21 protein-coding genes and 1 pseudogene are annotated in these 24,159 nt (G+C 61.1%); 14 read left to right on the top strand and 8 right to left on the bottom strand.

Annotation, left to right across the window (positions count from 1 at the left end):
* The first annotated feature begins 232 nt into the window (after window positions 1-232).
* The 13 genes and pseudogenes from NQE15_RS18825 (at window position 233) to NQE15_RS18765 (ending at window position 14,420) form a co-directional block, all read left to right on the top strand.
* Window positions 233-598: a response regulator gene (locus NQE15_RS18825; protein WP_265943635.1), complete on the top strand. Its 366-nt coding sequence runs from the start codon at window positions 233-235 to the stop codon at window positions 596-598.
* Window positions 599-602: 4 nt separating this feature from the next.
* Window positions 603-1,859: a methyl-accepting chemotaxis protein gene (locus NQE15_RS18820; RefSeq protein ID WP_265943633.1), complete on the top strand. Its 1,257-nt coding sequence runs from the start codon at window positions 603-605 to the stop codon at window positions 1,857-1,859.
* Between the two features lie 15 nt (window positions 1,860-1,874).
* Window positions 1,875-2,180 carry an STAS domain-containing protein gene (locus NQE15_RS18815; protein ID WP_265943631.1) on the top strand — a complete coding sequence of 102 codons (306 nt, stop codon included), beginning with the start codon at window positions 1,875-1,877 and terminating at the stop codon, window positions 2,178-2,180.
* A 19-nt stretch (window positions 2,181-2,199) separates the two neighbouring features.
* Entirely contained in the window at window positions 2,200-4,425 is a 2,226-nt protein-coding gene (locus tag NQE15_RS18810; protein WP_265943629.1) for a chemotaxis protein CheA, read from the top strand.
* Between the two features lie 28 nt (window positions 4,426-4,453).
* A complete protein-coding gene (locus NQE15_RS18805) occupies window positions 4,454-6,079 on the top strand; it encodes a methyl-accepting chemotaxis protein (protein WP_265943627.1) in 1,626 nt (541 codons plus the stop codon).
* Window positions 6,080-6,088: 9 nt separating this feature from the next.
* Window positions 6,089-6,622: pseudogene (locus NQE15_RS18800) on the top strand (chemotaxis protein CheW); the annotation flags it as partial.
* Window positions 6,623-6,735: 113 nt separating this feature from the next.
* Window positions 6,736-7,335, top strand: a complete 600-nt coding sequence (locus tag NQE15_RS18795; RefSeq protein ID WP_265943625.1) for a chemotaxis protein CheD — start codon at window positions 6,736-6,738, stop codon at window positions 7,333-7,335.
* On the top strand, window positions 7,328-8,140 hold the full coding sequence (locus NQE15_RS18790; protein WP_265943623.1) for a CheR family methyltransferase: 813 nt from the start codon (window positions 7,328-7,330) through the stop codon (window positions 8,138-8,140). The genes NQE15_RS18795 and NQE15_RS18790 overlap by 8 nt, the downstream gene beginning before the upstream one ends.
* Window positions 8,137-8,649, top strand: a complete 513-nt coding sequence (locus NQE15_RS18785; RefSeq protein WP_265943621.1) for a chemotaxis protein CheD — start codon at window positions 8,137-8,139, stop codon at window positions 8,647-8,649. The genes NQE15_RS18790 and NQE15_RS18785 overlap by 4 nt, the downstream gene beginning before the upstream one ends.
* Window positions 8,642-9,721 (top strand): protein-glutamate methylesterase/protein-glutamine glutaminase, encoded by a 1,080-nt coding sequence (locus NQE15_RS18780; RefSeq protein ID WP_265943619.1) that lies wholly within the window; start codon window positions 8,642-8,644, stop codon window positions 9,719-9,721. Before NQE15_RS18785 ends, NQE15_RS18780 begins: the two co-directional genes overlap by 8 nt.
* An 11-nt stretch (window positions 9,722-9,732) precedes the next feature.
* A complete protein-coding gene (locus tag NQE15_RS18775) occupies window positions 9,733-10,569 on the top strand; it encodes an HDOD domain-containing protein (RefSeq protein ID WP_265943617.1) in 837 nt (278 codons plus the stop codon).
* An 86-nt stretch (window positions 10,570-10,655) separates the two neighbouring features.
* Complete coding sequence (locus NQE15_RS18770; protein WP_265943615.1) at window positions 10,656-13,526, top strand: PAS domain-containing hybrid sensor histidine kinase/response regulator; 2,871 nt, start codon at window positions 10,656-10,658, stop codon at window positions 13,524-13,526.
* Window positions 13,527-13,724: 198 nt separating this feature from the next.
* The gene (locus NQE15_RS18765) at window positions 13,725-14,420 is read left to right on the top strand and encodes a response regulator transcription factor (RefSeq protein ID WP_265943613.1); all 696 of its coding nucleotides are present in this window, start codon (window positions 13,725-13,727) and stop codon (window positions 14,418-14,420) included.
* Window positions 14,421-14,447: 27 nt separating this feature from the next.
* Here the strand turns inward: NQE15_RS18765 and NQE15_RS18760 are convergent, their stop codons facing one another.
* The 5 genes from NQE15_RS18760 to NQE15_RS18740 all read right to left on the bottom strand — a co-directional run bounded on the left by NQE15_RS18760 (window position 14,448) and on the right by NQE15_RS18740 (window position 18,559).
* Window positions 14,448-15,476: a hypothetical protein gene (locus tag NQE15_RS18760; protein WP_265943611.1), complete on the bottom strand. Its 1,029-nt coding sequence runs from the start codon at window positions 15,474-15,476 to the stop codon at window positions 14,448-14,450.
* A 7-nt stretch (window positions 15,477-15,483) separates the two neighbouring features.
* Window positions 15,484-16,500 (bottom strand): ABC transporter substrate-binding protein, encoded by a 1,017-nt coding sequence (locus NQE15_RS18755; protein ID WP_265943609.1) that lies wholly within the window; start codon window positions 16,498-16,500, stop codon window positions 15,484-15,486.
* A gap of 154 nt (window positions 16,501-16,654) precedes the next feature.
* Window positions 16,655-16,948, bottom strand: a complete 294-nt coding sequence (locus NQE15_RS18750) for a hypothetical protein (RefSeq protein ID WP_265943607.1) — start codon at window positions 16,946-16,948, stop codon at window positions 16,655-16,657.
* A 93-nt stretch (window positions 16,949-17,041) separates the two neighbouring features.
* Complete coding sequence (locus NQE15_RS18745) at window positions 17,042-17,455, bottom strand: bacteriohemerythrin (protein WP_265943605.1); 414 nt, start codon at window positions 17,453-17,455, stop codon at window positions 17,042-17,044.
* 480 nt (window positions 17,456-17,935) lie between these two features.
* Window positions 17,936-18,559 (bottom strand): cytochrome b/b6 domain-containing protein, encoded by a 624-nt coding sequence (locus NQE15_RS18740; protein ID WP_265943603.1) that lies wholly within the window; start codon window positions 18,557-18,559, stop codon window positions 17,936-17,938.
* Between the two features lie 278 nt (window positions 18,560-18,837).
* Here NQE15_RS18740 and NQE15_RS23930 point away from each other — a divergent pair, with 278 nt between their 5' ends.
* Window positions 18,838-20,763 carry an ATP-binding protein gene (locus NQE15_RS23930; RefSeq protein WP_323054911.1) on the top strand — a complete coding sequence of 642 codons (1,926 nt, stop codon included), beginning with the start codon at window positions 18,838-18,840 and terminating at the stop codon, window positions 20,761-20,763.
* On the opposite strand, the gene bioB is transcribed toward NQE15_RS23930, so the two are convergent.
* From bioB to NQE15_RS18715, 3 genes are all read right to left on the bottom strand, one after another.
* The gene (gene bioB / locus NQE15_RS18725; protein WP_265943601.1) at window positions 20,760-21,665 is read right to left on the bottom strand and encodes a biotin synthase BioB; all 906 of its coding nucleotides are present in this window, start codon (window positions 21,663-21,665) and stop codon (window positions 20,760-20,762) included. The genes NQE15_RS23930 and bioB overlap by 4 nt on opposite strands.
* Window positions 21,666-21,879: 214 nt before the next feature.
* Entirely contained in the window at window positions 21,880-23,385 is a 1,506-nt protein-coding gene (locus NQE15_RS18720) for an SPASM domain-containing protein (protein WP_265943599.1), read from the bottom strand.
* 294 nt (window positions 23,386-23,679) lie between these two features.
* Entirely contained in the window at window positions 23,680-23,925 is a 246-nt protein-coding gene (locus NQE15_RS18715) for a high-potential iron-sulfur protein (protein ID WP_265943597.1), read from the bottom strand.
* Between the last annotated feature and the right edge of the window lie 234 nt (window positions 23,926-24,159).

Raw genomic sequence — 24,159 nt, 5'->3', positions numbered from 1 at the left:
TTTCAGCGGTTTTTTTCATGGCTGCTCCGGCGTTGTCGCGGCGCAGACTCGGCGCCTCGGCCGGTGGGCTGGTGTGGAACTACGTATAAACCGCAATTGGCCGCGGCATTCACGCATAAACAAAACAGGGCACCTTTGAGACTATCGCCTCCAAAGGGGTTCGAACGTTCTTGCAACTTGCTCAGGCAGGTCTGGACCACGGGTTTGCGCCCCTCCTCGAGAGGAAGGCGCTATGAAGACAATCATGCTGGTGGACGATTCGGCGACGATTCTGCTGTCCATCTCGAACATTCTCACCAAGGCCGGCTACGCCACTGAAAAGGCTGCCAATGCCGAAGAAGCCCTGCGCAAACTGGGCACCGGCCTCAAGCTCGATCTGCTGATCACCGATCTCAACATGCCCGGCATGAACGGCATCGACCTGATCAAGGAAGTGCGCAAGCTGGCGGCCTACAAGTTCGTGCCCATCCTGTTCCTGACCACCGAGTCGCAGCAGTCGCGCAAGCTCGAAGCCAAGGCCGCCGGCGCTTCCGGCTGGATCGTCAAACCCGCCACCGCAGACGATTTGCTGAATACGATCAAGCTGGTTGTGCGCTGAGATCATGAATCTCACCAAACTCCTGCAACGGGAACTGTTCGTGGCCATGCTGGTGGCGCTAGCAGCGGCGTGTGCCGTGTATTTCCTGCGCGACCGGGTTCATCACGCCTTCGGCGCGACGGCATTCACCGATGCTGTCGGCACGGCGGTCATCGTCCTCCTCGCCTTCCTCGGCAACGTTCTGCTTGCCAAGCTGGGAGACCGCGAGCACATGCATTCGTTGAAGCAGGTCGCCGATCAGGGAAGAAATCAGCAGCAGAACTTCCTGAGGATCGCCGAAGAGGTAGCGGCGGAACTGAAACAGGTTCATGACTTCAACGACGTGGTCCGCGGCCAGTTGAAGGGCGTGATCGACGAAACTGAAAGGGCGGCGTTCGATATCGTCGAACGCCTGCAAACCATCGATACAGAAGTCACCAAGCTGGATCGTTTCGTCAATGCCTCATCCGACGAATCCGCCCAATTGATGCGCAACTCCGAAGCCCGGATTGCCGAGAACCAGAACATCGTCGCCAGGATGGAAGAGTACGTCGAGCAGCGGCGGCAGGAGGCGGATCTGGATCAGGCGCGGGTCAGCCAGGTGGTTCAGGAAGCCCATTCCCTGGAATCGCTGGTCCAGCTGATCAAGCATGTTGCCGGCCAGACCAATCTGCTGGCCCTCAATGCCGCGATCGAGGCGGCCCGGGCGGGGGAGGCCGGGCGCGGCTTTGCCGTGGTCGCCGCCGAGGTCCGCAAGTTGTCGAGCGAAACCGAAACTGCCGTCGTCCAGATCAGCCGTGGTATCGGTTCGGTGGCCGAACACATCGAGGCCCAATTTCGCGACAAGCTGTCGAATGACCATCTCGCCAAGGAGCGGCAGAAACTGGAGTATTTCTCCAGTCAGCTCAAGGATCTTGGCCAGCACTACGAGGACTCGATGCGGCACGAGGCGGATGTTCTTGCTCAGGTCCAGGAAAGCAGCACCCAGCTCGCCGCCATGTTCATGGCGGCCCAGGCCAGCGTTCAGTTTCAGGATGTCAGCCGGCAACAGATCGAACAGGTGGTCGGGGCGCTGTCCCAACTCGATGAACATGCCGGACTGCTCGCCGAGCGCCTGGGCAGTTACGACGACCCCGCCTTCGTCTACACGCCGATCGCCCAGCATCTGGAAGCCCTCTACGGACGCTACGTCATGGAGAGCCAGCGCGCCACTCACCAAAGCTCACTGCGACGGGATACGGCAACGTCATCACCGCCCGAATCCCGTATCGAACTGTTCTAGATCGAGGCAAGCCAAATGTCGTCCAGTCAGCCACTCACCATCACCGAGGATCTCACCATCTACCACGCGCTCGAACAGAAGCAGCTCCTGCTCGATGCGCTGGCCGCGACCGGTGAACTGGAACTGAATCTGGCGCAGGTGTCGGAAATCGACACCGCCGGCCTGCAACTGCTCGTCCTGCTCAAGAGGGAGGCGCAACGGGCCGGCAAGCAGGTGCGTATTGTCGCCCACAGCCAGGCGGTCAGTTCGGTCATCGATTTTTGCAACATGGCAGCCGAGTTCGGTGACCCGCTGGTCATCCCGGCCCATGAAGCCTCCTGAGCGAACGGAGAAAAACAGCATGGACGAGATCACCAGCGTCTTCATCCAGGAGTGCCGCGAACAGCTTGCCGAAATGGAGTCCGGCCTGCTGCGGCTCGAACTGAGTCCGCAGGATCACGACAACATCAATGGCATCTTTCGCGCCGCCCATACCATCAAGGGCGGCTCGGGCGTCATCGAATGCCACTTCATCGAGTCCTTCACGCACCGCGTCGAGAACATTCTCGATGCCCTGCGCAACAAGCAACTGGCGGTCAGCCCGGCGCTCGCCACCTTGCTGCTCGAATGTTGCGACCACATGGCCCGCCTGGTCGATCTGCTGGCCGCCGAGGCCGCTGCCCCCGATGCCGGGCTCCAGCTCGCCGGCGACAAACTGAGCGGGCGCCTGCAAGTGTTCCTCGATGCCATCGGCCAGCCAACACCTGCCTCCGCCGGCGTCGACCTGGCAGTTCAGGCTGCGGGCGATGCCGTCGAGAGTTCCGGCGGCGGCCTGGTCTTGACCGATAGCTGGCACATTTCCGTGCGCTTCGGCGAGAACGTCTTGCGCGGCGGCATGGACCCGCTGTCCTTCATCCATTACCTGGCGACGCTGGGCGAGATCCTCGCCATCGAAACCATCACCGATAGCCTGCCGGCGGCCGCCGAGATGGATCCGGAATCCTGCTACATCGGTTTCGAGGTCCAGCTCCAGACCCGTTGCGCCAAGGCTGATATCGAGCGCGTCTTCGATTTCGTCAGGGAGGATTGCGATCTGCGCATCCTGGCGCCGCACGGCAAGCTCTCGGAATACATACAGCTTATCCAGGAACTGCCCGAAGACACCATGCGCCTGGGCGAAATCCTGGTCCGTTGCGGCGCGCTGACTTCGGCCGAGGTCGAGCGGGGGCTGAGCGAACAACAATCTTCCGCCGACAACGCCGCCGGCGACAGCGATACGCCGCACCAGCCGATCGGCGAAATTCTCGTCGATCACAAGGTGGTACATCAGGAATTGGTCGAAGCAGCCGTCGTCAAGCAGACCCAGGTCAGCGACAAGAAAGCCAAGGAGGCCCGGCTGGTGCGGGTCCAGGCCGACAAGCTGGATCAGTTGATCGACCTCGTCGGCGAACTGGTGATCGCCGGCGCCTCGGCCAATCTGCTGGCCCAGAAGAGCAAGCAGGTCGATCTGGTCGAGGCGACCTCGGTGCTTTCCCGTCTTGTCGAAAATATCCGCGACTCGGCGCTGCAACTGCGCATGGTCCAGATCGGCGACACCTTCACCCGCTTCAACCGCGTGGTCCGCGATGTCGCCAAGGAACTCGGAAAGGAAATCGAGCTGCAGATCAGCGGTGCCGAGACCGAACTCGACAAGACCGTGGTCGAAAAGATCGGCGACCCGCTGATGCACCTGGTCAGGAATTCGCTGGACCACGGCATCGAATCCGCCGCCCTGCGGCTCGAGCGCGGCAAGCCGGCTTGCGGCCGGGTCGCGCTGAACGCTTTTCACGACTCGGGAAGCATCGTGATCCAGGTCAGCGATGACGGCGGTGGCCTGAACAAGGCGAGGATCGTCGCCAAGGCGGTCGAACGCGGCATTATCCAGTCGGGCGAGGCGCTTTCCGAAGCCGAGATCGTCAATCTCATTTTCGAGCCCGGTTTCTCGACCGTGGAAAAAGTCTCCAATCTGTCGGGACGTGGCGTCGGCATGGATGTCGTGCGCCGCAACATCCAGGCCTTGCGCGGCGCGGTCGATGTCGCCTCGGTCGATGGCGAAGGCACCACCTTCACCATCCGCCTGCCGCTGACCCTGGCCATCATCGACGGCTTTCTGGTCGGCGTCGGGCGGGCAGCCTATGTCATTCCGCTCGATACCGTCGTTGAGTGCATCGAACTCAAGAACCTGCCGTCCGACCGCAGTTTTCTCAACCTGCGTGGCGAGGCCCTGCCGTTCATCCGCCTGCGCGAACTGTTCGAAGTGGCAGGAGATTGTCCTCCGCGCGAGAGCATTGTCGTCGTGCAGTTTGGCGGTCAGCGGGCCGGAATCGTCGTCGATCAGCTGATGGGCGAATTCCAGACCGTGATCAAGCCCCTCGGCGTGATGTTCCCGAATCTGCGGGGCATCGGCGGCTCGACCATTCTGGGCAGTGGCGAAGTCGCCCTGATTCTCGATGTCGCGGCGCTGGTTCATGCCGTCAGCCAGGCTGAGGAGAGAAAGATGTTACTTGGCAGAAATCATCAGCCTTTTACCGCACTTCAAAACAATTAACGCATTGCACTTCACGAAGGGGTAGGTCATGTTCAAGGATCTGAAAATTGGCGTCCGGCTCGGCATCGGGTTCGGTTTCGTACTCGTACTTCTGTTGGTCATCGCCGTGCTTGCCTTCACGCGCGTCGGCCTTCTGAATGACGAAATCCTGGATATCGTCAACGACAAGGTGCCGAAAACGGTCGCCGCCCACGACATCATCGAGCAAGTCAGCCTGGTGGCGATGATTACGCGCAATGCCCTGCTGGCGACCAAGGCGGAAGTGGTCCAGGCCGAACTCAGCCACATTCCGGCCGCCAGCAAGATCATTTCCGATCGTCTCGACAAGCTGGAAAAAACCGTCACCACGGCAGAAGGCAAGAAACTGCTCGGCGAAGTCGTCGTCACGCGCAAGGAATACGTCGCCGATCTCAACAAGCTGCGCGACTCGATCAGTGCCGGCAAGCGCGACGAGGCGATGGTCGTCATGTATGGCAGCATGCGCAAGTCGCAGGCCGACTACCTGGCTTCGATCGCCAAGCTGATCGAGTTCCAGACCGAATTGATGGCGCGCTCCGGCGAGCATGCCAGTGCTGATGCCGATCGCGCCAAGACCCTGATACTCGTGCTGTCGCTCGGCGCCATCCTGGTTGCCGCTGGCTTTGCGTTCTGGGTCACCACGAGTATCACCCGGCCGATCAACGAAGCGGTCAAGGCGGCGACCAGCCTCTCCGAAGGCGATCTCACCGTCAAACTCGAATCCAGCAGCAAGGACGAGATTGGCCATCTGATGAATGCCATGCAGAACATGATCGGCAAGCTGACCCAGATTATCGGCGAGGTGCGCACCGCCGCCGACAACCTGACCAATGCTGCCGCCCAGGTTTCGTCCACGGCCCAGTCGCTGTCTCAATCGTCCAGCGAGCAGGCGGCGTCGGTCGAGGAAACTTCGTCGTCGATGGAGCAAATGACCGCCTCGATTTCGCAGAACACCGAGAACGCCAAGGTCACCGACGGCATGGCTTCCAAGGCGGCGATGGAAGCCGCCGAAGGCGGCGAGGCCGTGAGCAGGACGGTCGATGACATGAAGAGCATCGCCAGCAAGATCGGCATCATCGACGACATCGCCTACCAGACCAATCTGCTGGCGCTCAATGCCGCCATCGAAGCCGCCCGCGCCGGCGACCACGGCAAGGGCTTCGCAGTCGTCGCCGCCGAGGTGCGCAAACTGGCCGAGCGCTCGCAGGTTGCCGCCCAGGAAATCGGCAATCTCGCCAGTTCCTCGGTCAAGCAGGCCGAACGTGCCGGGTCGCTGCTCACCGAGATGGTGCCTAACATCCGCAAGACTTCCGATCTCGTCCAGGAGATTGCTTCCGCCTCGTCCGAACAGTCCACCGGCGTGGCCCAGATCAACAGCGCAATGGGTCAGTTGAACCAGGCGACCCAGCAAAATGCGTCGGCCTCGGAAGAACTGGCGGCTACCGCCGAAGAGCTGGGTTCGCAAGCCGAACAGCTGCAGCAGACCATGACCTTCTTCCATCTCGATCAGGGCCAGCGCAACCCGGCCCGCAACTTCGTTCCGCCGACTGCCCGATCGTCGGGTGGCGCCAAGTCGCGGGTTGCCTCGCGGACTGCGGCGGTCCAGGTCAACGAGGGTGACTTCGAGCGTTATTGAGGAGTCATCATGGGACAACTCGTGCAAGCCAAGGGAAGTGCTGTGGCTCCGGGCCACGCCATCGGCGCCAGGGGCGACGAAGTGCCTTCTCAATATCTGACTTTCTCGCTCGGCGGCGAAATGTTCGGCGTCGGGATTCTCAACGTCAAGGAAATCATCGAATACGGCAACCTGACTGAAATTCCGATGATGCCGGCCTTCATCCGCGGTGTGATCAACCTGCGCGGCAGCGTGGTTCCAGTCATCGACCTGGCGGCCCGCTTCGGTGGCAAATCGACCGAGATCGGGCGGCGGACCTGCATCGTCATCGTCGAGGTGTCGGATGAAGATACCCGCCACGATATCGGCATCATCGTCGACGCCGTTTCGGAAGTCCTGGAAATTCCGGGTAGCGAGATCGAACCGCCGCCATCCTTCGGCGCACGCATCCGTGCCGACTTCATCTTCGGCATGGGCAAGGTGGCCGGCAAGTTCGTCATCCTGCTCGAAATCGCCAAGGTGCTCTCGGTCGAGGAAATCGCCATGCTGACCACGGCGGACGGGGGGCGGTCGAGACTGCAATCGCGGCGGGAGTCAGCTGAGCGAATCGACCGTCAGGCTTTGCCGGCTGCTTCCTGTCGGCAAATGGGCGGCAATGCACGGAGGCAATGGAAGGCATGGACTATAGCAAGCTCCGTTTCCAGGGGATCGAACGCCTCGCCCGGAGCATCAACCCGGGCACCTGGGCCGTCGAGTCCGAGCGTCCGCTGTCGACGCTGCTCGGTTCCTGCGTCGCCGTTTGCCTCGTCGATAGCCAAACGCGGATCGGTGGCTTGAACCACTTCATGTTGCCGAACCTCCGGCGCAACGGCAACGCCCCCCTCGATGCGCTGCTTTTCGGGTCGCACGCCATGGAGGCGCTGCTCGATGCCTTGCTGCAGCGCGGAGCCAGGAAAGAGCGCCTGCAGGCCAAGGCTTTCGGTGGCGGGACAATCATCGACAGTGGTGGCGAGTCGCCCAGCATCGGTCTGCGCAATGCCGAGTTCGCCAAGGAATGGCTGGCTCGCCAGGGGATTCCCTTGCTGGCTGCCGATTTTCTCGGCCCCTGGTCGCGCAAGGTGCTGTTTCTGCCGATTACCGGCGAAGTCTTTTGTCGGCGACTGGTCACCAGTATGGCGACGGCCGAGGTGATTGCCCGGGAAGAAGCGAGCTACGCGGCAAAGCTCATCTCGGCGGCAAAGTTCTCGGCACCGTTATTGAGTTGTTCCGATGCTTGAACCCGACAACATCACCGACCATGAATTTGCGCTTTTTCAGCGGCTGATCTACCGGATTGCCGGGATCAGCCTGAGTGACGCCAAAAAAATCCTGCTCGTCGGACGCCTGACGCGCCGCCTCCGGGTCTATGAGTTTACAAGCTTCACCCAGTACTACCGGATGCTGTCCAGCGGCGAGCATCCCGAAGAGTTGCAGACGATGGTCGATCTGTTGACGACTAACGAAACCTGCTTTTTTCGCGAGCCCAAGCATTTCGATTTCCTGCGCGACGAAATCATCGGCAAGCGCAAGAATCCGCCGAGCTTCCGGGTGTGGAGTGCGGCCAGTTCAAGTGGCGAGGAGGCCTACTCGCTGGCCATGGTGCTCGCCGAGCACCTCCCCAACACCCCCTGGGAAATCATCGGGTCGGACATCTGTACCCAGGTCCTGGCCAAGGCGGCGACCGGGCACTATTCGCTGGCCCGAACCGAGGGCATACCGCCGGGCTACATGACCAGGTATTGCCTGAAGGGCGTGCGTTCCCACGCCGGTACTTTCCTGATCGTGCCGGAACTACGCAAGCGGGTTCGCTTCTACCAGATCAATCTGATGCAGCCAATCGATGCCGGTATTGGCGAGTTCGACGTCATCTTTCTGCGCAACGTGATGATTTACTTCGATCCACAGACGAAGAAGAGGGTGGTGAGCAATCTGCTGCCGCGTCTGAAAGCCGGGGGCTATCTGGTGATCGGCCATTCGGAAACGCTGAACGGCGTTTCAGACCGGGTGGAAGCGGTTCTGCCGACGATCTATCGCAAGCCATGAGCACACCCGGTGAAGGTATCGATGAGGTTTTCCTGCAACCCGGCGACTTCCACTTCGGCTATGGGCAGACCCGCATCTCGACCCTGCTTGGTTCCTGCGTTTCGATCACGCTTTGGCATCCCCGTCGCCGCATCGGCGGCATGTGTCACTACATGCTGAGCGAGCGGACCCGGCCGCCGGTCGCTGCGCTCGATGGACGTTTCGGGCGTGAGGCCTTTGCGCTGTTTTTGCAACAGGTGGCGGCAGCGGGAACTCGCCCCGAGGAATACCAGGCGAAATTGTTCGGCGGCGCCAACATGTTGGGCGACCTCGCGGGCGGCGGGGGGGATATCGGTGCGCTGAACGTGGCGCTCGGCCGGCAATGGCTGGCCGCGTCGCAGATTGCGCTGATCGCCGAACACGTCGGCGGCAGCGGGCAGCGGAAAATTCGTTTCGATCTGTGGAGCGGGGATGTCTGGCTGGCGTCGGCGCGGAACGCCGAGGCCGAAAACAGGAGTGTGCATGGCTGACAAAATCAAGGTCATGATCGTCGATGACTCGGCGCTGGTCCGCCAGGTCGTGTCCCAGGCGCTGGCGACCGACCCGGGCATCGAGGTCATCGCCACGGCATCGGATCCGCTGTTTGCCCTGCAGAAGATGCAGACCCGGTGGCCCGATGTGCTGGTGATCGATATCGAAATGCCGCGCATGGATGGCATCACCTTCCTCAAGAAGATCATGGCGGAGCACCCGACGCCGGTGGTGATCTGTTCGTCCCTGGCCGAACAGGGCGCGCGCGCCACGTTCGAGGCGCTGGCGGCGGGCGCCGTTTCGATCATCACGAAGCCCAAGATCGGCCTCAAGAGTTTTCTCGAAGACGCTTCCAACGATATCGTGCAGGCGGTGCGCAGCGCGGCGCGCGCCAACATGCGGGCGCTGCGCAGTTCTTCAGCGCCCGCTTGCGGTCGCCCCAAGCTCTCGGCAGATGCCGTGCTCAGCATCGGCCCCGACCGAGCCCTGGAGCGCACGACCGACAAGGTCGTGGCGATCGGCACTTCGACCGGTGGCACGCAGGCGCTGGAAGCGGTTCTCACCAAATTGCCGGCGACGGCGCCGGGTCTCGTCATCGTCCAGCACATGCCGGAAAAGTTCACCGCGATGTTTGCCGAACGCCTGAACGGCCTGTGCGAGATCGAGGTACGCGAGGCGAAGCACGGTGACCGGGTCATTCCCGGCCTGGCGCTGATCGCGCCCGGCGGGCGCCATATGATGCTCAAGCGTAATGGTGCCCAGTACGTCGTCGAGGTGATCGACGGGCCGTTGGTCAACCGGCACAAGCCATCGGTCGATGTTCTTTTCCGCTCGGTGTCCAAGTTTGCCGGCGCCAACGCGCTCGGGATTATCATGACCGGCATGGGTGACGACGGCGCCCGGGGCATGAAAGAATTGCACGACGCCGGAGGCAGGACGGTGGCCCAGGACGAGGCGAGTTGCGTTGTCTTCGGTATGCCGAAAGAGGCGATCAAGCTCGGTGCCGCCGATCAGACGCTGGCACTCGATCAGATTCCGGCGGCAATTGTCGGCTATGGCAGAGAATACTGAAAAGGAATGACATGGACGTTCAGGCAGCCTTGGAGGCGATTGCCGCGGATGCGGAACGCGGGGAGATGGTGTTTTCCATCGATGCCGAAATCATTCGGCGCGTGCAGCGCGCCCTGGATGATCCGGATTGCCCGATCGATCAACTGAGCAAGCTGATCTCCTCCGAACCCATGCTCTCGGCGCGGGTGGTCGGCGTCGCCAATTCGGTGGCCTACAACCCGTCTGGTCGGGGCATCAGCGATGTGCAGAGCGCCGTATCGCGGCTAGGTTTCAAGGCGTTGCGCACCCTGGTGACCGCCGTCATCGTGCGCCAGATGCAGGAAGGGGTACAGTCTCCCGAGCATCGCCGGCTCGCCGCCCGCCTCTGGGAACACACGGCCCACGTTGCGGCACTGGCGCGGGTGATTGCCCGTCGGGTGACCCGCCAGGACCCGGAGGCCGCTTTTTTTGCCGGGATTGTTCACGAGGTCGGCGGTTTCTATCTGATTGCCCGCGCCGCCGCCTTTCCGGGCATTCTCGATGGCAATCTCGAGTCCTGGCATGGCGACGGCGAAGCCCGGGTCGGTCGTGCCGTGTTGCACGCGCTGGGCGTTCCCGCGACCATTCTTGAAGCCCTCGAGAGGCTCTGGGATGGCTATCTGGCCATGCCCGCCGTCTCGCTCGGCGACACCCTGCTGCTTGCCGACCAACTGTCGCCGGTCGCGTCGCCATTGAGCGAACTGGCCGGGATAAGTCACAAAGGGGTGGCGGCGGATATCGATCTGCTGGTCGATGACGAAATGCTGAGCAGCATTCTGGCTGCATCGGCTGAAGAGGTCGAATCGCTCACCGCTGCCTTGAAAAGTTAGGCCCCCAGTATCGTGTGCAAACTGTTGCCGGGAATGAACTACCCGCTGTCCTCCGCTCCCGAAACCGGTTTCTTGCGGGAAATGTCGTGATCGGCCAGTCCGGATTCGCGCGGCGCCGGCTCGCCCGAGCCAAGCGCCGTCGCGAACTGGTCGTCGCCCCCCTGGCCCGGGAGAGCGAACGTCTCCAGTTGATGCTGCGCAATGTCGGCGACGGTTCGCACATCATCGCTGCCGACGGCAGCCTGCTTGAAGTCAGCGACTCGTTTTGCGCCATGCTCGGCCTGGCGCGCGGCGAGGTCATGAAACTGCAGGCCGGGGAGTGGACAGCTTGCGGGCCGGAGGCCGATCCCTACACTCGATTGGACGAGCTGCTGAGCAGCTCCGGACCCGTGGTTTTCGAGAGCCGTTACCGGCATTCGGACGGCAGCCGGTTCGATGTCGAGGTCAAGGCGGTGCCGGTGACTTGCGATGGCCACTCGGCGCTCTACTGTTCGGCGCGCGATGTTGCCGCTGCCAAGAAGTCAGAAGCGGCGCAGCAGGAGGCACTCGGCCGCCTCGAGAAAATCGCCGGACGGGTGCCCGGCGTGGTTTACCAGTATCGTCTGCGGGCCGACGGGTCTTCCTGTTTTCCGTTCGCCAGCGAAGTCATCCGCGACATCTATCGGGTCAGTCCGGGCGAGGTGCGTTACGACGCAGCGCGGGTTTTTTCCGTGCTGCATCCCGACGACGTCGACGATGTCGTTTCAGCGATCCGGCAATCGGCTCGCGACTTGACACCATGGCGCCAGGAATATCGGGTGAGGTTCGGTGACGGCACCGTGCGCTGGCTTTCCGGTGACGCCCACCCGGAGCTCGAGGCCGACGGTGCGGTGCTCTGGCATGGCTATACTGTCGACATCACCGAGCGCCGACAGACCGAGGAATCCCTGCGCAAACTCTCGCGGGCGGTCGAGCAAAGCCCGGAAAGCATTGTCATCACCGATATCGATGCCCGGATCGAATACGTCAACGATGCTTTTGTCCGCAACACCGGCTATTCCCGCGACGAGGTCATCGGGCGAAATCCCAATATTCTCAACTCGGGTGGAACGCCGGCCGTAACCTATGCGGCAATGTGGCAGGCGCTGACCGACGGCCGGACCTGGCGGGGCGAGTTCTGCAACCGGCGCAAGGATGGCAGCGAATACATCGAGTTCGCCATCGTCAGCCCGATCCGCCAGACGGATGGGCGGATCACCCATTATGTCGCGCTCAAGGAAGACATTACCGAGCGCAAGCAGGTTGCCAGGGAGCTCGAACAGTACCGCGAAAATCTCGAGGAGCTGGTGATTTCCCGCACCGCCGAACTGGCCCAGGCCAAGGATGCGGCTGAAGCGGCCAACCGCGCCAAGAGCAGCTTCCTGGCCAACATGAGTCATGAGATCCGGACACCGCTCAACGCGATCATCGTCCTCAGCCATATCCTGCGACGGGGCGTGACGACTCCGGAGCAGGACATCCACCTCGAAAAAATTGCCGGGGCCGGGCAGCACCTGCTGGCGATCATCAACGACACCCTCGACCTGTCCAAAATCGAGGGCGGCCAGCTACAGCTCGAGAGCACGAGTTTTCAGCTCGCCAATATTTTCGAGAGTGTCGTTTCGATCATCGCCGAGCCGGCCCGCGACAGGAAACTGCATGTCGCCGTCGATATCCAGGGCGTACCGGCGTGGCTGCGTGGCGATCCGACCCGGGTCCGGCAGGCCTTGCTCAACTACGCCAGCAATGCGGTCAAATTTACCGAGCGCGGCTCGGTTACCTTGCGGGCCCGTCTTCTCGAAGACAGCGGCGAGGGGTTGCTGATCCAGTTCGCGGTCGAGGACACCGGCATCGGCATCGCACCCGACAAAATCCCCCGGCTGTTCAAGGCCTTCGAGCAACTCGACACGTCGACCACGCGCAAGTTCGGCGGTTCCGGTCTCGGACTGACGATTACCCGGCGCCTGGCGCGGCTGATGGGGGGCGAGGTTGGTGTCGACTCGCGACCCGGGATGGGCAGTCGCTTCTGGTTTAGCGCACGCCTGCAGTCGGGGACGGGAAACCGGCCATCTGCCGAACGGCCCAACCCTGACCTCGGGGATGCCGAGGTCAGGCTGCGCCGCGATCACTCTGGGGCACGGGTGCTGTTGGCCGAGGACAACGCGGTCAATCGCGACGTGGCCAGGGATCTGTTGCAGTGGGTCGGGCTTTCCGTCGATATCGCGGTCGACGGGCGCGAGGCGGTCGGCAAGGCCGAGGGCACGCGCTACGACGTGATCCTAATGGACATCCAGATGCCCAATATGGACGGCCTGGAGGCGGCACGCGCCATCCGCGCGCAGCCCGGTGCGCAGGACTTGCCGATTCTGGCGATGACCGCCAACGCCTTCGAGGAGAACCGGATCGCCTGCCAGGTTGCCGGAATGAACGATTTCATCTCCAAGCCGGTCGCTCCGGCAGTGCTCTACGCAACATTGCTCGAATGGTTGCCGAACAAGGCGCAGCGGGTGGAACCCAGCGATGGGGCTGCCCGGGTGCCGCTAACCGAGAGGCCGCTGTCGGTCCTGGATATCGACGCGTGGCGGCTCCGTCTGGCGGGCATTCCCGGACTGGATATCGAGCACGGGCTGGCGCAGGTCAGGGGCATTGCGGCCAAGCATGCGCATATGCTGGGGCTGTTTGCCGACAGCCATGCCGCGGACGTCAAACGCTTTGCAAACGGCAATGCCGCAGCTGATCCGGCCGCGCTGATGGAACTGGCTCACTCTCTGAAGGGGTCGGCCGGCATGATCGGGGCGAACCGGGTGGCGACGGCCGCTTCGGCGCTCCATTCCGCGCTGCGGGCTGCCGCCGGGCCGAACGAAATCGACGCCTGCCGCGCCGCCTTGATCGAGGAATTGGGCGCGCTGATCAGGGCTATCCGGCAGACCGTCGGCTAATACTCGGCACCGCACCTCGCTCTTTGTATTAGAGGAGGGTGAATTAGCTATAATTCGGTCGTCCTACGCCGGCCGTTCAGGCATCGCCATCCTGGTTATTCAGACATCGACGTCGATGACTGCGCTAGTGCCGGAATCCCGGGGCGATGGCCTCTCATTGCCAGTGGCTCGGCCAGCCACTATTGATTTGAACCATGGATGCACAAGCAAGGTGAAGCAATGACCGCCAAGGTCTATCTGATCGATGACGAACCGGTCATTACGTATGTCCTGGTCGATCTGGTCGAGTCGATCGGCTTGCCCTACGCCGTTTTCAACAATTCACTCAGCTTTCTCGAGCAGGCCGTGCCGGCCATGAGCGGCTGCATCGTGACCGACGTTCGCATGCCAGGCATGAGCGGCCTCGATCTGCAGGATGAGTTACGCGCCAGGCAGATCGATCTGCCGATCATTTTCATCTCGAGCTACCCCGAAGTACCATCGGTGGTCCGTGCCATGCGCGGCGGGGCACTGGATTTCTTTCAGAAACCCTTTTCGACGCAACAACTGCTCGATCGCATTCAGGATGGCTTGCGCATCGACCAGGCGCGCGCCGAGATGCAGGCGAAAAGCCGGGAAGTCGGCGAACGGATGGCGCTGTTGACGCCGCGCGAAAAGGAAGTGCTGGCCGGCATCTTCGAAGGCAAGCTGACGAAGGTGATCGCCGACGAGTTGGGAATCAGCCAGCGGACGGCGGAAACCTATCGTCATCTGATCATGCAGAAGCTCCAGGCCGGATCGGTGGCCGAACTGGTCCGCATGAGCATGGAGTTCATGCCCCGCCCGGCTGCGGGGGGACAGCCCGCCGCGCCGCTGCGTCCGCAGCCTGTTCCGGGGCGGTCCTCGACTTTCTGATTGCAGCCGGCTGGCAGTGCAGGCTTGTCAGAACCCCGAGTCCGGCCAGCGACTTTCCGAGATCGACTCGCGCATCTGATTTTCGAGGGCCACGGCCAGGGCCGTGATTTCATCGTTCTCGATTCCGTGGCCGGTCCTCAGGTCGCGGTCCACTGTCGCGTCAGCCGTGCCCAGCGTCCGGAAGCGGTTTTGTGCCCGTTCCAGCGCCAGCACGCGGCGCAGCGTACGGAATCCCCAAGCGCCGAGTATCGACCAGACGGCAATGGCGAAGGTGAGCAGGCTGATCGCCAGCGGTCCGGCCAGTTCGCCAATGCCGAGCAGCGGCGGGGCGGTCGATTCGATCAGCAGTTGCGGGGAGTTGTTGTTATCGATGCCGAACCAGGGCAAGAGCGAGGCGGTCGCGGAACTACCCGATTGCTGGAATGCCTTGGCGGCAAGGACCAGTCCATCTTCGCCCTCGGAAGAAGCAATGGGTTTGCCTTTCCACCACAGGCTGATGCGGGTATGCGGATAGCCATACTGGGTGAGCAGGGCATGATCCATTGGTTTGAACAGCAGCAGGTAGCCGTTCTCATTGCCCAGCCAGATCAGCTGACGGAAGACCAGGAACAGGTGTCCATGAATCGGGTCGAGCGCCCAGGTCGATTCCTGCCCCGGCAGAAATTTGACCTTCGGGATCTTGTCGTCGGCATATTCGAAGGAGACGATGAGCTCGCCTTTCGGGTCTTCGATGCGTAGCGAGGGGAATTCGATACTGCCGCCCTGGGCGGTCAGGTAGGCGAGGAGTTGTTCCTTGCGCTGTTTGGGGTCTTCGAGAAAACGCTGCGCCTCAATCCGAATCTTGATGTTGAAGGCTTCGCGTCCCCAGCGTCGCTCAAGGTCGGCAATCACATTGGTGTAGTGATCGCGGGCACTGGTTTGTTGGGCCTCGGCTGCCTGCTTGTTGGCGGCGTAGTAGACCCAGGCGCCGACCAGGGTACTCAGCGTAGCAGAGAGCAGAAAGGCGACCAGAAATCGGCCGGCGACCTGGCGAACGAGCGATGAGCGGGCGGGCATGGGCGGGTCAGTCCTTGCGGCCAGCCCAGCGGTCGACAATCATCGATTCGATGCGAAAGGATTCCGCCGCCGGGTTGCCGGCCTGCGAATCGATGAAGAAAATTTCGGTTTCCCGGAGCTGGCGTGCCGAGAACTTGCCGTCCTTGCTGTACTGGCGTGGATATTTCTTCAGCAGGTCGATCAGTCGATCACGCTCTTCGGGGGAACGTCCGTCGAGTTTGCCGACGATTTCTTCCGGCGTGTGGCTGGCCATCCACTGCAGCGTGCGCTGGACGATCCTGACCATGGTTTCCGATTTGCTGGAATCCTTGTCCAGCCGATCCTTGCGGCCGATCAGTGCGCCGCGCAGAAAGCCGGCACCGGCATAGGTCCGCATGGTTTCTGGCTCACCCAGATGCAGCAACTGGAAAGCAACTTTGTCTTCCACCATCTGCGTGGCGTTGGGTTCGTCGCCGATCACGGCGTCCGCTGCCCCGGTGCGCAGCATCAGCGCTTCCGAATCCCAGCGCCGACCGACGGTGACGATGCGATAGCTGCCCGGTGCTACGCCGCCACGGCGGAAAATCAGCTCGAGAACTTGTTGTGAGGTGGTCTTGCTGGTCGTCGAGTTGGTATGAAGCCCAATCGTCTTGCCTTTGAGGTCGGAGATCTTTTTCACCTCGCCCTTGAGTCCCTGGCGCACCAGCAGCACGTAGAGGGGGAGATCGTTGATCGCCGCCAGGGCAATCACCCGCGGGTCCTTGAGGCGGGCCGACATGGCTGCGGGCAGGCCGACGACCGCGAAGTCGGCATTGTTGGTCAGCAGTTCGGACATTGAGTTGCCGCCGCCCGGTGAAAACTCGACACGGACTTCGGCGCCTTCGGCTCGGTCGGCCCCGATTTTCGGGATCAGTTCGACCGGTATGTAAGAGGCGGCTCCCGGGCCGGGTACGCTGACCGAGATATGCATGGGGTCGGCGATCAACGGGGTGGAAATCAGCAGCGTGCTGAAGAGGGCTGCAAGCAGTCTCAATGTGTCAGGCATGACGCGGTCCCGGAAATTTTCCGCCATTATCGCGCATGTGGCAGGGGAGCCATAGGTCGTAAATGGTCCTGATTGAGCAAGTTGCCTCGGTATTAGCCGCTATCGGCCAAATAATATGAACAATTATGCAATTGTTCGCTTCCTGGTCGTTGTCTCAGCGCGGCCAGCGATTGTGGCCGAGGTATTCCTCCCAGCTCAGGAATCCGTCGCGATCTTTGTCATGTTGGTCAAAGGTATCGAACAGGTAGGGGAGATTTTTTTCCGCTTCCTGACGAGACAATTTGCCATCCTTGTCTTCGTCGGCGAGGTCAAATTTCTCCATGGCGCGTTGTTTCGCCTGGCGTGCCACGTCGCCGCGCCGCCCCTCCTGATCCAGTTTCGGAACCATGGTCTGGGCGTGAACGCTGGCGATGGAGAGCAAGAGACAGAGTGACAGGAGCTTCTTCATGAGCTGATCATTTTCAGAGTAATGGTTTCGGCGATGGAGCTGAGTGCACGGGAGTCGTCGAGCCTGTAACGAGGCCGGGAGCGGCCGGATGTATCAGTCGTATTGACCGACTTCGCGGGCGGCAAAAAAGGGTTTGTACTTCATGTCCTCGTGGAGGATGTGGTTCTTCCACCAGCGCGCCAGATAGTCGTACAACTCTTGCGCCCCGATAACGCCAAGGGAGGCGCCGTAGCAGGTTTCGGCGATAACTTCGCAAAACTGGACATGCTCCGCGCGATGCGGGGCGAGCAGCGGATAGTCATGTTCTTCCATGAAGCGTTCTTCATGGTCGAAGTGGTACTTCGCGTAGCTGACTAGCGCGGTGAGGATGTCGACCAGCTTCTCGGAGTGATTCCCGTTCGGGAAGCAGTCGGCGAGTTGATTGATCAGATGAGCCAGATGCTGGTGATGCTCATCGAGCTCTTCAACCCCGACGCTAAAGGAGGGGTGCCAGGTAATTTGGGGCATTGGTCGGAATTATCCCTCTGGGCAAATCAGCAATTTTTCCCACGTACATGATGGTGCACGAGAATTGGATTCTCGTAAATTGGAAGAATCATTCTTGAAAGCAGGAGTCATTGGCGACGTCCGCGCTACCGATATCGAGCGCAATGCCAGTGCCGCGCGCCCCAGACTTGCGGCGATATCCCGTTGACTGGCGCGAATGCGATGCAGCTTCGTGTGCAGTCCTTGGACCGTGGTTGCGTACTGCAGCAACGGATCGTTAGTTGCGTCGGGTTCCGTGGTTTTGGCTGACTTCATGGCTGCGCTTTCGTGAATGTTCCTACTGTCTTAGCAAGACGTATTCCAAGCTTGCCGAGCCGGGTATCGGGCTCATTGGACGGCAAAAGGTCAGGGCCTAGATCAGCGGCAGGGTTAAGCCAGCGACGATCAGGGTCATCAGAATCACGGATCCAACGAATGGATGTCGATAGGTCAGCCAACTCATTAGGCGCTCGCCGGTGCTGCCAATCTTTCGCCGAATTTCGGGATGTACCGCCCCGGAGGAACGGCAACGGCACGGGGAATCCGACGGATGCCGGTGAGCATCGCCAGGACATAGTTTTCGCGGTGCAGGCGAGATGCCCAGATTACGCCGCACAGGTGGACGACGACGAGCCCGGCGGCCAGGTGGCTGAGCCAGGCATGAGCCGTGACGACGCCGGCGTGCGGATCGGTGCCGTAGGCGAACATGCCGAGGATGGTGCTGGCCAACAGCGTGGCGAGAAGCGCATGGACCATGAGCGCGCTGATCGGGTTGTGGCTGAAGTAGTACTCGGCTTGTCCCGTGAGGGCGTTCTTCAGGTAAGTGAGGGTTTGTCGCGGTGTGAAGCGGAAACTTGAAAAGCGGGCGGCACCATGGCTCGTGAAGCCCCATACGATGCGAATGAACAATGCCGTCAGGACAAGGTATCCAGCGTAGACATGGAGCGATGACTCGCGCGGTGCCAGATAGAGGATGGTGAAAGCCAAGGCGAGTACCCAGTGTACGACCCGTACCAGAGGGTCCCAGACGCGAATTTCCGGATCGCGGCGTTTTCGGCGTTCGCTGTTTTCAAAGGCAGGGGGCACGGGAGGTGGCTTTTCTGTCTGGAAGGAATGGAGGTTCAGGTAGCGAAAAGGCTGACTTCGCATTCGGCTTCCCTGATATCCCGGGTTTCGGAAGATGTAATAGCTTTCCCGAGCAGTTTGTGTGCCAGTCAAGCTCGCAGCCGCGAAGTTTTCCGGCTGGATAAGGGGAACTAATGGTGCAGGATTTTCTTTTGTTACACTGTTCATCGGGTCTGGCCGAGTAACGCAAGGGCCAGGCAATAGCGCGGTTTTCCCGGTAATGCGAAAGATTCGGAGCGATGCTTTTCAAGGCAAAAGACCTGTATTTCAAGGTAATTCTGGTATTCGTTTCGACCCTGACGCTGTGTGGGGTCGTCATCCACCTCGTCGAGCAGAACGAGGTGTTGCAGCATCAGAGCGCCGCCCTGGAGGTCGCGTCGGTTCACGGCCACCTGCTGCAGGAGCAGACCGCCCGCTCGCTGTCGGCAACATATGCGCTGGCCGCTGTATTGCGTCAGGGGGGCGGCAAGATTGATGATTTCGATGCCATGGCGGCCGAAATGCTCCGGCTATACGGCGGGATCAGTGCCCTGCAACTGGCGCCCAAAGGCATCATTACTCAAATCGCTCCGCTCGCTGGCAATGAGGCGGCGCTCGGTCACAACCTGCTGGAAGACGAGACGCGCAACCGGGAGGCATTTGCCGCGGTCCAGACCAGGAAACTGACCCTGGCCGGTCCCTTTACCTTGCGCCAGGGCGGCGTGGCGGTGGTTGGCCGTCTTCCGGTTTTTCTTCCGGACGAATCGGGGAACGAGAAATTCTGGGGGTTTACAACGGCCCTGATCAGGATTCCCGACCTGTTGGCGGCGAGTCAGCTGAGCGGCGATTTTTCGGCCGACTATGCTTATGAGTTGTCGCGCATTCACCCGGATACCTGGCAGAAAGAGGTTTTCTGGTCCTCCTCGGAGCGGCCGCTGGAGGATCCCTTGAGCTACCGGATCGCGGTCCCCAACGGCGAATGGACTTTGAGCGTATCCCGGATCAAGGGCTGGCATTCCTCGCGGATGTTGCTCATCCTGGCCGCGGTCGCTGCCGCGCTGACCAGTCTGATGGCAGCGTTTCTGGCCTTTAATCTGTTGCGACAACCCCATCTTCTCAAGCAGCAGGTGGCGCAGCGAACCCAGGAACTGACTGAAGCGAACGCCAGTCTCCAGGCCGAGATCGTCGGGCACTGGCAGACCGAGCTGGCGTTGCGCGACAGCGAAAGCCGGCTGGAAGCCAAGGTTCAGGAGCGAACAGCCCAGCTAAGTACGGCCAATGCGGCATTGCAGGATGAGCATCGGCAACAGAAGATATTGATCGACAAGCTGGCCGCGACCCAGAATCATTTGTTGCAATCGGAGATGATGGCCTCGATCGGTCAATTGGCTGCCGGGGTGGCTCACGAGATCAACAATCCGCTAGGTTTTATCAGTTCCAATCTGAGTATCCTGCGTAACTATGCTGATGGCTTGCTCGAGATCATTTCGGCCTACGAAAAAGCGTCCGGGAATCTGCTCGAGTTGCAACCGGAGGTCCGCGCCAGCATTCTCGCGCTGACTGAAAAGCTCGATCTCGAGTTCATGCGCAGCGAACTTCCCGAGTTGCTGAGTGACACCCTGGTCGGGGTCGGGCGAGTCAAACGGATCGTTCAGGACTTGAAGGATTTTTCGTCGGTCGACCGTGAGGATTGGCAACTTGCCGACCTGCAGCAAGGGATCGAGGCGACGCTTCATCTAATTGCCCACGAGATCAAGCCGGGCATCCGACTGATCAAGGAATACGGGGAAATACCCCCGGTCGAGTGCGTGCTCTTGCAGATCAATCAGGTCTTCCTCAACCTTGTACTGAACGCGGTACAGGCGATCGAAGGGGAGGGGACAGTAAGGATCGCTACCAGACACGAAGAGGGGTGGGTGCGGATCGAAGTTGCGGATACCGGGAAAGGGATCCAACCGGAACACCAGATCCGCGTCTTCGAACCATTTTTTACGACCAAACCGGTTGGACAGGGCACCGGCCTTGGACTGTCGCTTGCCTACAGCATCGTCAAGCGCCACGGCGGGCGGATCGAGCTTGAAAGCGAACCGGCCCGGGGCACCCTTTTTCGTATCTGGCTACCGGTGCAGCGCGTGGCTGGCGACCCAGGCCAGGGGGCGGGTCGCCAGCCGCAAGCTGCGGTTTAGACCGCTTTCAAATCCAGTTTCTGGAACAGCCCGTCGTCCTGATCGGGCTTGGCATTGTCGGTGGTCAGCAGGTTATCCCCGTAGAACACGGAGTTGGCGCCGGCCAGGAAGCAGAGGGTCTGCATCTCGTCGCTCATGCTCTGACGCCCGGCGGAAAGCCGAATATGGGAGCTCGGCAGCAGGATCCGGGCAACGGCGATGGTGCGCACAAACTCGAAGTGGTCGAGGCTCGGCAAGTCGCCCAGCGGGCTGCCGGGGATGGCGACCAGGTGGTTGATCGGGACGGATTCCGGCGGCTTGGGCATGTTGGCGAACTGAACGAGCAGGCCGGCCCGGTTGCGCCGGGTTTCGCCCATGCCGACGATCCCGCCCGAACAGATCTTGATGCCGGCGGCGCGGACCTGGTCGAGCGTCGCCAGGCGATCATCGTGGGTGTGGGTGCTGACAATCGCCGGATAGAACTCGGCATCGGTGTCGAGATTGTGATTGTAGAAGTCGAGGCCGGCTTCCTTCAGTCGTTCGGCCTGACCATCCTTGAGGATGCCAAGCGTCAGGCAGGTTTCCAGGCCCAGCGCCTTGACCTCGCGAACCATCTCGGCGACTGCCTCGAGATCCTTGTCCTTCGGGCTGCGCCAGGCAGCGCCCATGCAGAAGCGCGAGGCCCCTTGGGTTTTCGCCTGCCGCGCAGCTGCCAGCACTTCGGCCAGTGGCTTGAGTGGTTCGCGCTCGACAGTCGTGTCATGGCGGGCCGACTGGGAGCAGTATTTGCAATCCTCGGAACAGCCGCCGGTCTTGATCGAGAAAAGGGCCGAGCGCTGAATCTGGTTGGCATCGAAATGTATCCGATGGACCAGCTGCGCCTTCCAGATCAGATCCATGAACGGCATTTCATAGAGGGCCATGGCCTGCTCCAGTGTCTGTTTGGTGGAGACATGGAGCGCGGGATCCGAAGAAGCGGCGTGAATTGCATGAAGGTCGTTTTGCAACATGGTGGAGCCTTGTTCGTGGTAATTGATGAAAATGGTTTCCCGGCTTTGGCGCATGCTGCGGCGCCAAAGCCCCGGCAGGGAAGGGGCGTTCCCCGATCGGGAGGTGCTCGGGCGGGCAGGCTGCGCCCTAGTTCTTGTTCGCCTTGTGCGGGCAGACGTCGCACAGTCTTCCCGGCTTTTCCCCATGCAGAACGCGTTGCCGGGTCATCCGGAAGGCCTCGCTGTGCCAGGCTTCCGAGAATGTCGTGTGCTTCAGGTCGGCGGTGAACGAGTATCCCGAGTGATCCTGGGCGCAGGCCACCATGTGGCCATTGGTCCGGATGTGGGCCTCGATGAAGGGCGCCCAACAATGGCAGGCACCATGGAATTCGGCCTGGTTTTCCGCGATGGCGTCGGGCAGCGTGACTTCCTGGAAGTCGGTGAGGCCTGGTTCGCCGGACAGATTGCGGAATTCTTCCTTGAGATAGTGGCTGCTCTTGCGATGCGGCTGGATGATCGAGATCGCGCAGTGATGTCCGGTGCGGGCGGCGAGTTCGTCACGGTTTCTGACCAGGCGCTGGATTTCCCGCCGGAAGTAGTTCGGATCGGATTCGGCGACCGCCTCGGCCTTGGCCCGCCACTTGCCGCTGGCCAGATTCAGGTTGATGACCAGATGGTTGAGGCCGGAATTGATGCAATCGATGAGTTGCTGCTCGGGGGCGGTCAGCAGGTCGACCTGGAGGACGACTTGGCGGAAACTGCAGCCGACTTTGGCGAAGCGGATGGCGCTGGGCAGCCAGTTGCATTTCTCCGAATCGCCCAGGTCGGAAAGAACCAGCTGGCCGATCTTCAGCCCGCTGAGTTCCTTGACGATGCAGCGGAAGAATCCCTGGTCCATGACACCCCCCTGGTGATGCGTCCCCCGGGAGCTGCGCAGCGCTTTCGGGGCGGTCAGGTCGAGGCGGACGGAGGGCGGGGTCGGCGGGCTTTCGTTGAGCAGCAAGGCCAGCCCGCCATGTGCCGGGGAGGATTTCGGGCGCATCCGGTTGCGCAGGATGTCGGATACCGGGTTCAGGTGAGCTTCGGGGACTCGCGGATTCGGATTGGCGGCCGTCCGCGTCGGGTGGCCGAACTTGTCGACCGGGCTAACGTTGACGCCCCATACATCATGCGTTGCCATGGCATGGCCCAGTGCGACCTGGTCGCCCTTGGCGATCAGGTCGGCGGCATCCTCGATGCTGACGCCGAGCAACGGCGCGGCATCCTCGGCACGCAACTGGAGATTGATCTTGGCCAGTAGCAGCAACTCCTTGGCCACCGCCGCCGGAAAACCTTTCCGGGTGCCATCGCGGGAGTCGAGTAAGAGGTCGAAAATGAAGGTGTTCAGATCCCGGGTTCGCCACAGGCCGACGACGCGGCTTTCCAAGTGGGGCATCGACTCGATGGCGGCCTTGGTCTCGTGAGCCGGGAAGAGGACGGCGGCTGGCGGACCCTTATGGCGGCCAGCCCCAGGTTCGACCTGATCGAGGTCGAGGTTGATCAACGGCAGCGGCGTGTCGATGTGGGCATGGCTCTGCGGGCCGTCAGCGCCGAGGGCGCCGGTGGGTTCGGGCTGGATCGATCTCTCGCGCGTATACAGAAGTGCACTTTTCACAATGGATACCCTCAAATTGCCGTTCTCGAAAGCGTCTTGTCGCTATCAGGAAACTCAACGGTACCGAATTAAAAGCACTAACAATGCCAAGCAGCAGGTCTTGGCGCCGGGGAAACATTTGGCTGCAATCGTTTTGGTTTGGTCGAAGGTGTCGGAACACTCATCTCGTTATTGAGAATTTTCTTATGTGGTTTCTCTTGATTGCGAAACCGGGAGGGGGGATTGCCGGCTTCGGCCCGACGAGCAGGCAATAAAAAAGGCACCGAAGTGCCTTTGTATTTTGCTGTGTGAAGCTCAGGCCTTCTTGGCCCAGGCCACGCAGTAGCCCTTGGCGGAGATCTCGGTATCTCCCGGGAAAATCTTGCAGCCGTTGGGGGCAACGAATTGGACGCAGTTCGAGCAGCTCTTGTCGCCTTCCGGGCTGTCTTTGTACTTCATGGAGGCGCGCATGCCATCATTTTTTGCAGCCATGGCAACAACCGGGATCATGGCTAGAGAAAGACCACCGATTTTCAGCATTTTCCGACGGGAAAGGTTCATGTGAATTAACTCCTCTTGGCTAGGCCCCGAACTCGGGACGGGAAACGATTAGAAGGCCCGAGTCAGCTTGGGCCTAATCTTCAGGATGTGCAGACCTGACAGCAAAGTCCAGTCGCGCACCGGGCTTAGAATAGCAAACAATGGGCCAGTTCTGTGGGCGCTTGAGAATTTCAATTCCGGGTTGCCATTTCGTGGCTTCGCAATGCATCATCGACGCAGGTGCCGGGTTTGCAC

The sequence above is a fragment of the Dechloromonas sp. A34 genome, from assembly GCF_026261605.1.
In the GTDB taxonomy this organism is placed as follows: domain Bacteria; phylum Pseudomonadota; class Gammaproteobacteria; order Burkholderiales; family Rhodocyclaceae; genus Azonexus.
The sequence above is the reverse complement of the archived record's forward strand: the minus strand, read 5'-3'. Positions and strand labels throughout refer to the sequence as shown.

What these genes read in the sequence shown, in the direction of transcription:
- NQE15_RS18810 (WP_265943629.1), top strand. Translation starts at nt 2,200, where the DNA reads ATGGACGAGATCACCAGCGTCTTCATCCAGGAGTGCCGCGAACAGCTT.
- NQE15_RS18745 (WP_265943605.1), bottom strand. Translation starts at nt 17,455, where the DNA reads ATGCCCCAAATTACCTGGCACCCCTCCTTTAGCGTCGGGGTTGAAGAG.
- NQE15_RS18790 (WP_265943623.1), top strand. Translation starts at nt 7,328, where the DNA reads ATGCTTGAACCCGACAACATCACCGACCATGAATTTGCGCTTTTTCAG.
- NQE15_RS18715 (WP_265943597.1), bottom strand. Translation starts at nt 23,925, where the DNA reads ATGAACCTTTCCCGTCGGAAAATGCTGAAAATCGGTGGTCTTTCTCTA.
- NQE15_RS18775 (WP_265943617.1), top strand. Translation starts at nt 9,733, where the DNA reads ATGGACGTTCAGGCAGCCTTGGAGGCGATTGCCGCGGATGCGGAACGC.
- NQE15_RS18805 (WP_265943627.1), top strand. Translation starts at nt 4,454, where the DNA reads ATGTTCAAGGATCTGAAAATTGGCGTCCGGCTCGGCATCGGGTTCGGT.
- NQE15_RS18795 (WP_265943625.1), top strand. Translation starts at nt 6,736, where the DNA reads ATGGACTATAGCAAGCTCCGTTTCCAGGGGATCGAACGCCTCGCCCGG.
- NQE15_RS18765 (WP_265943613.1), top strand. Translation starts at nt 13,725, where the DNA reads ATGCACAAGCAAGGTGAAGCAATGACCGCCAAGGTCTATCTGATCGAT.
- NQE15_RS18820 (WP_265943633.1), top strand. Translation starts at nt 603, where the DNA reads ATGAATCTCACCAAACTCCTGCAACGGGAACTGTTCGTGGCCATGCTG.
- NQE15_RS18785 (WP_265943621.1), top strand. Translation starts at nt 8,137, where the DNA reads ATGAGCACACCCGGTGAAGGTATCGATGAGGTTTTCCTGCAACCCGGC.
- bioB (WP_265943601.1), bottom strand. Translation starts at nt 21,665, where the DNA reads ATGGCCCTCTATGAAATGCCGTTCATGGATCTGATCTGGAAGGCGCAG.
- NQE15_RS18760 (WP_265943611.1), bottom strand. Translation starts at nt 15,476, where the DNA reads ATGCCCGCCCGCTCATCGCTCGTTCGCCAGGTCGCCGGCCGATTTCTG.
- NQE15_RS23930 (WP_323054911.1), top strand. Translation starts at nt 18,838, where the DNA reads ATGCTTTTCAAGGCAAAAGACCTGTATTTCAAGGTAATTCTGGTATTC.
- NQE15_RS18755 (WP_265943609.1), bottom strand. Translation starts at nt 16,500, where the DNA reads ATGCCTGACACATTGAGACTGCTTGCAGCCCTCTTCAGCACGCTGCTG.
- NQE15_RS18815 (WP_265943631.1), top strand. Translation starts at nt 1,875, where the DNA reads ATGTCGTCCAGTCAGCCACTCACCATCACCGAGGATCTCACCATCTAC.
- NQE15_RS18750 (WP_265943607.1), bottom strand. Translation starts at nt 16,948, where the DNA reads ATGAAGAAGCTCCTGTCACTCTGTCTCTTGCTCTCCATCGCCAGCGTT.
- NQE15_RS18780 (WP_265943619.1), top strand. Translation starts at nt 8,642, where the DNA reads ATGGCTGACAAAATCAAGGTCATGATCGTCGATGACTCGGCGCTGGTC.
- NQE15_RS18825 (WP_265943635.1), top strand. Translation starts at nt 233, where the DNA reads ATGAAGACAATCATGCTGGTGGACGATTCGGCGACGATTCTGCTGTCC.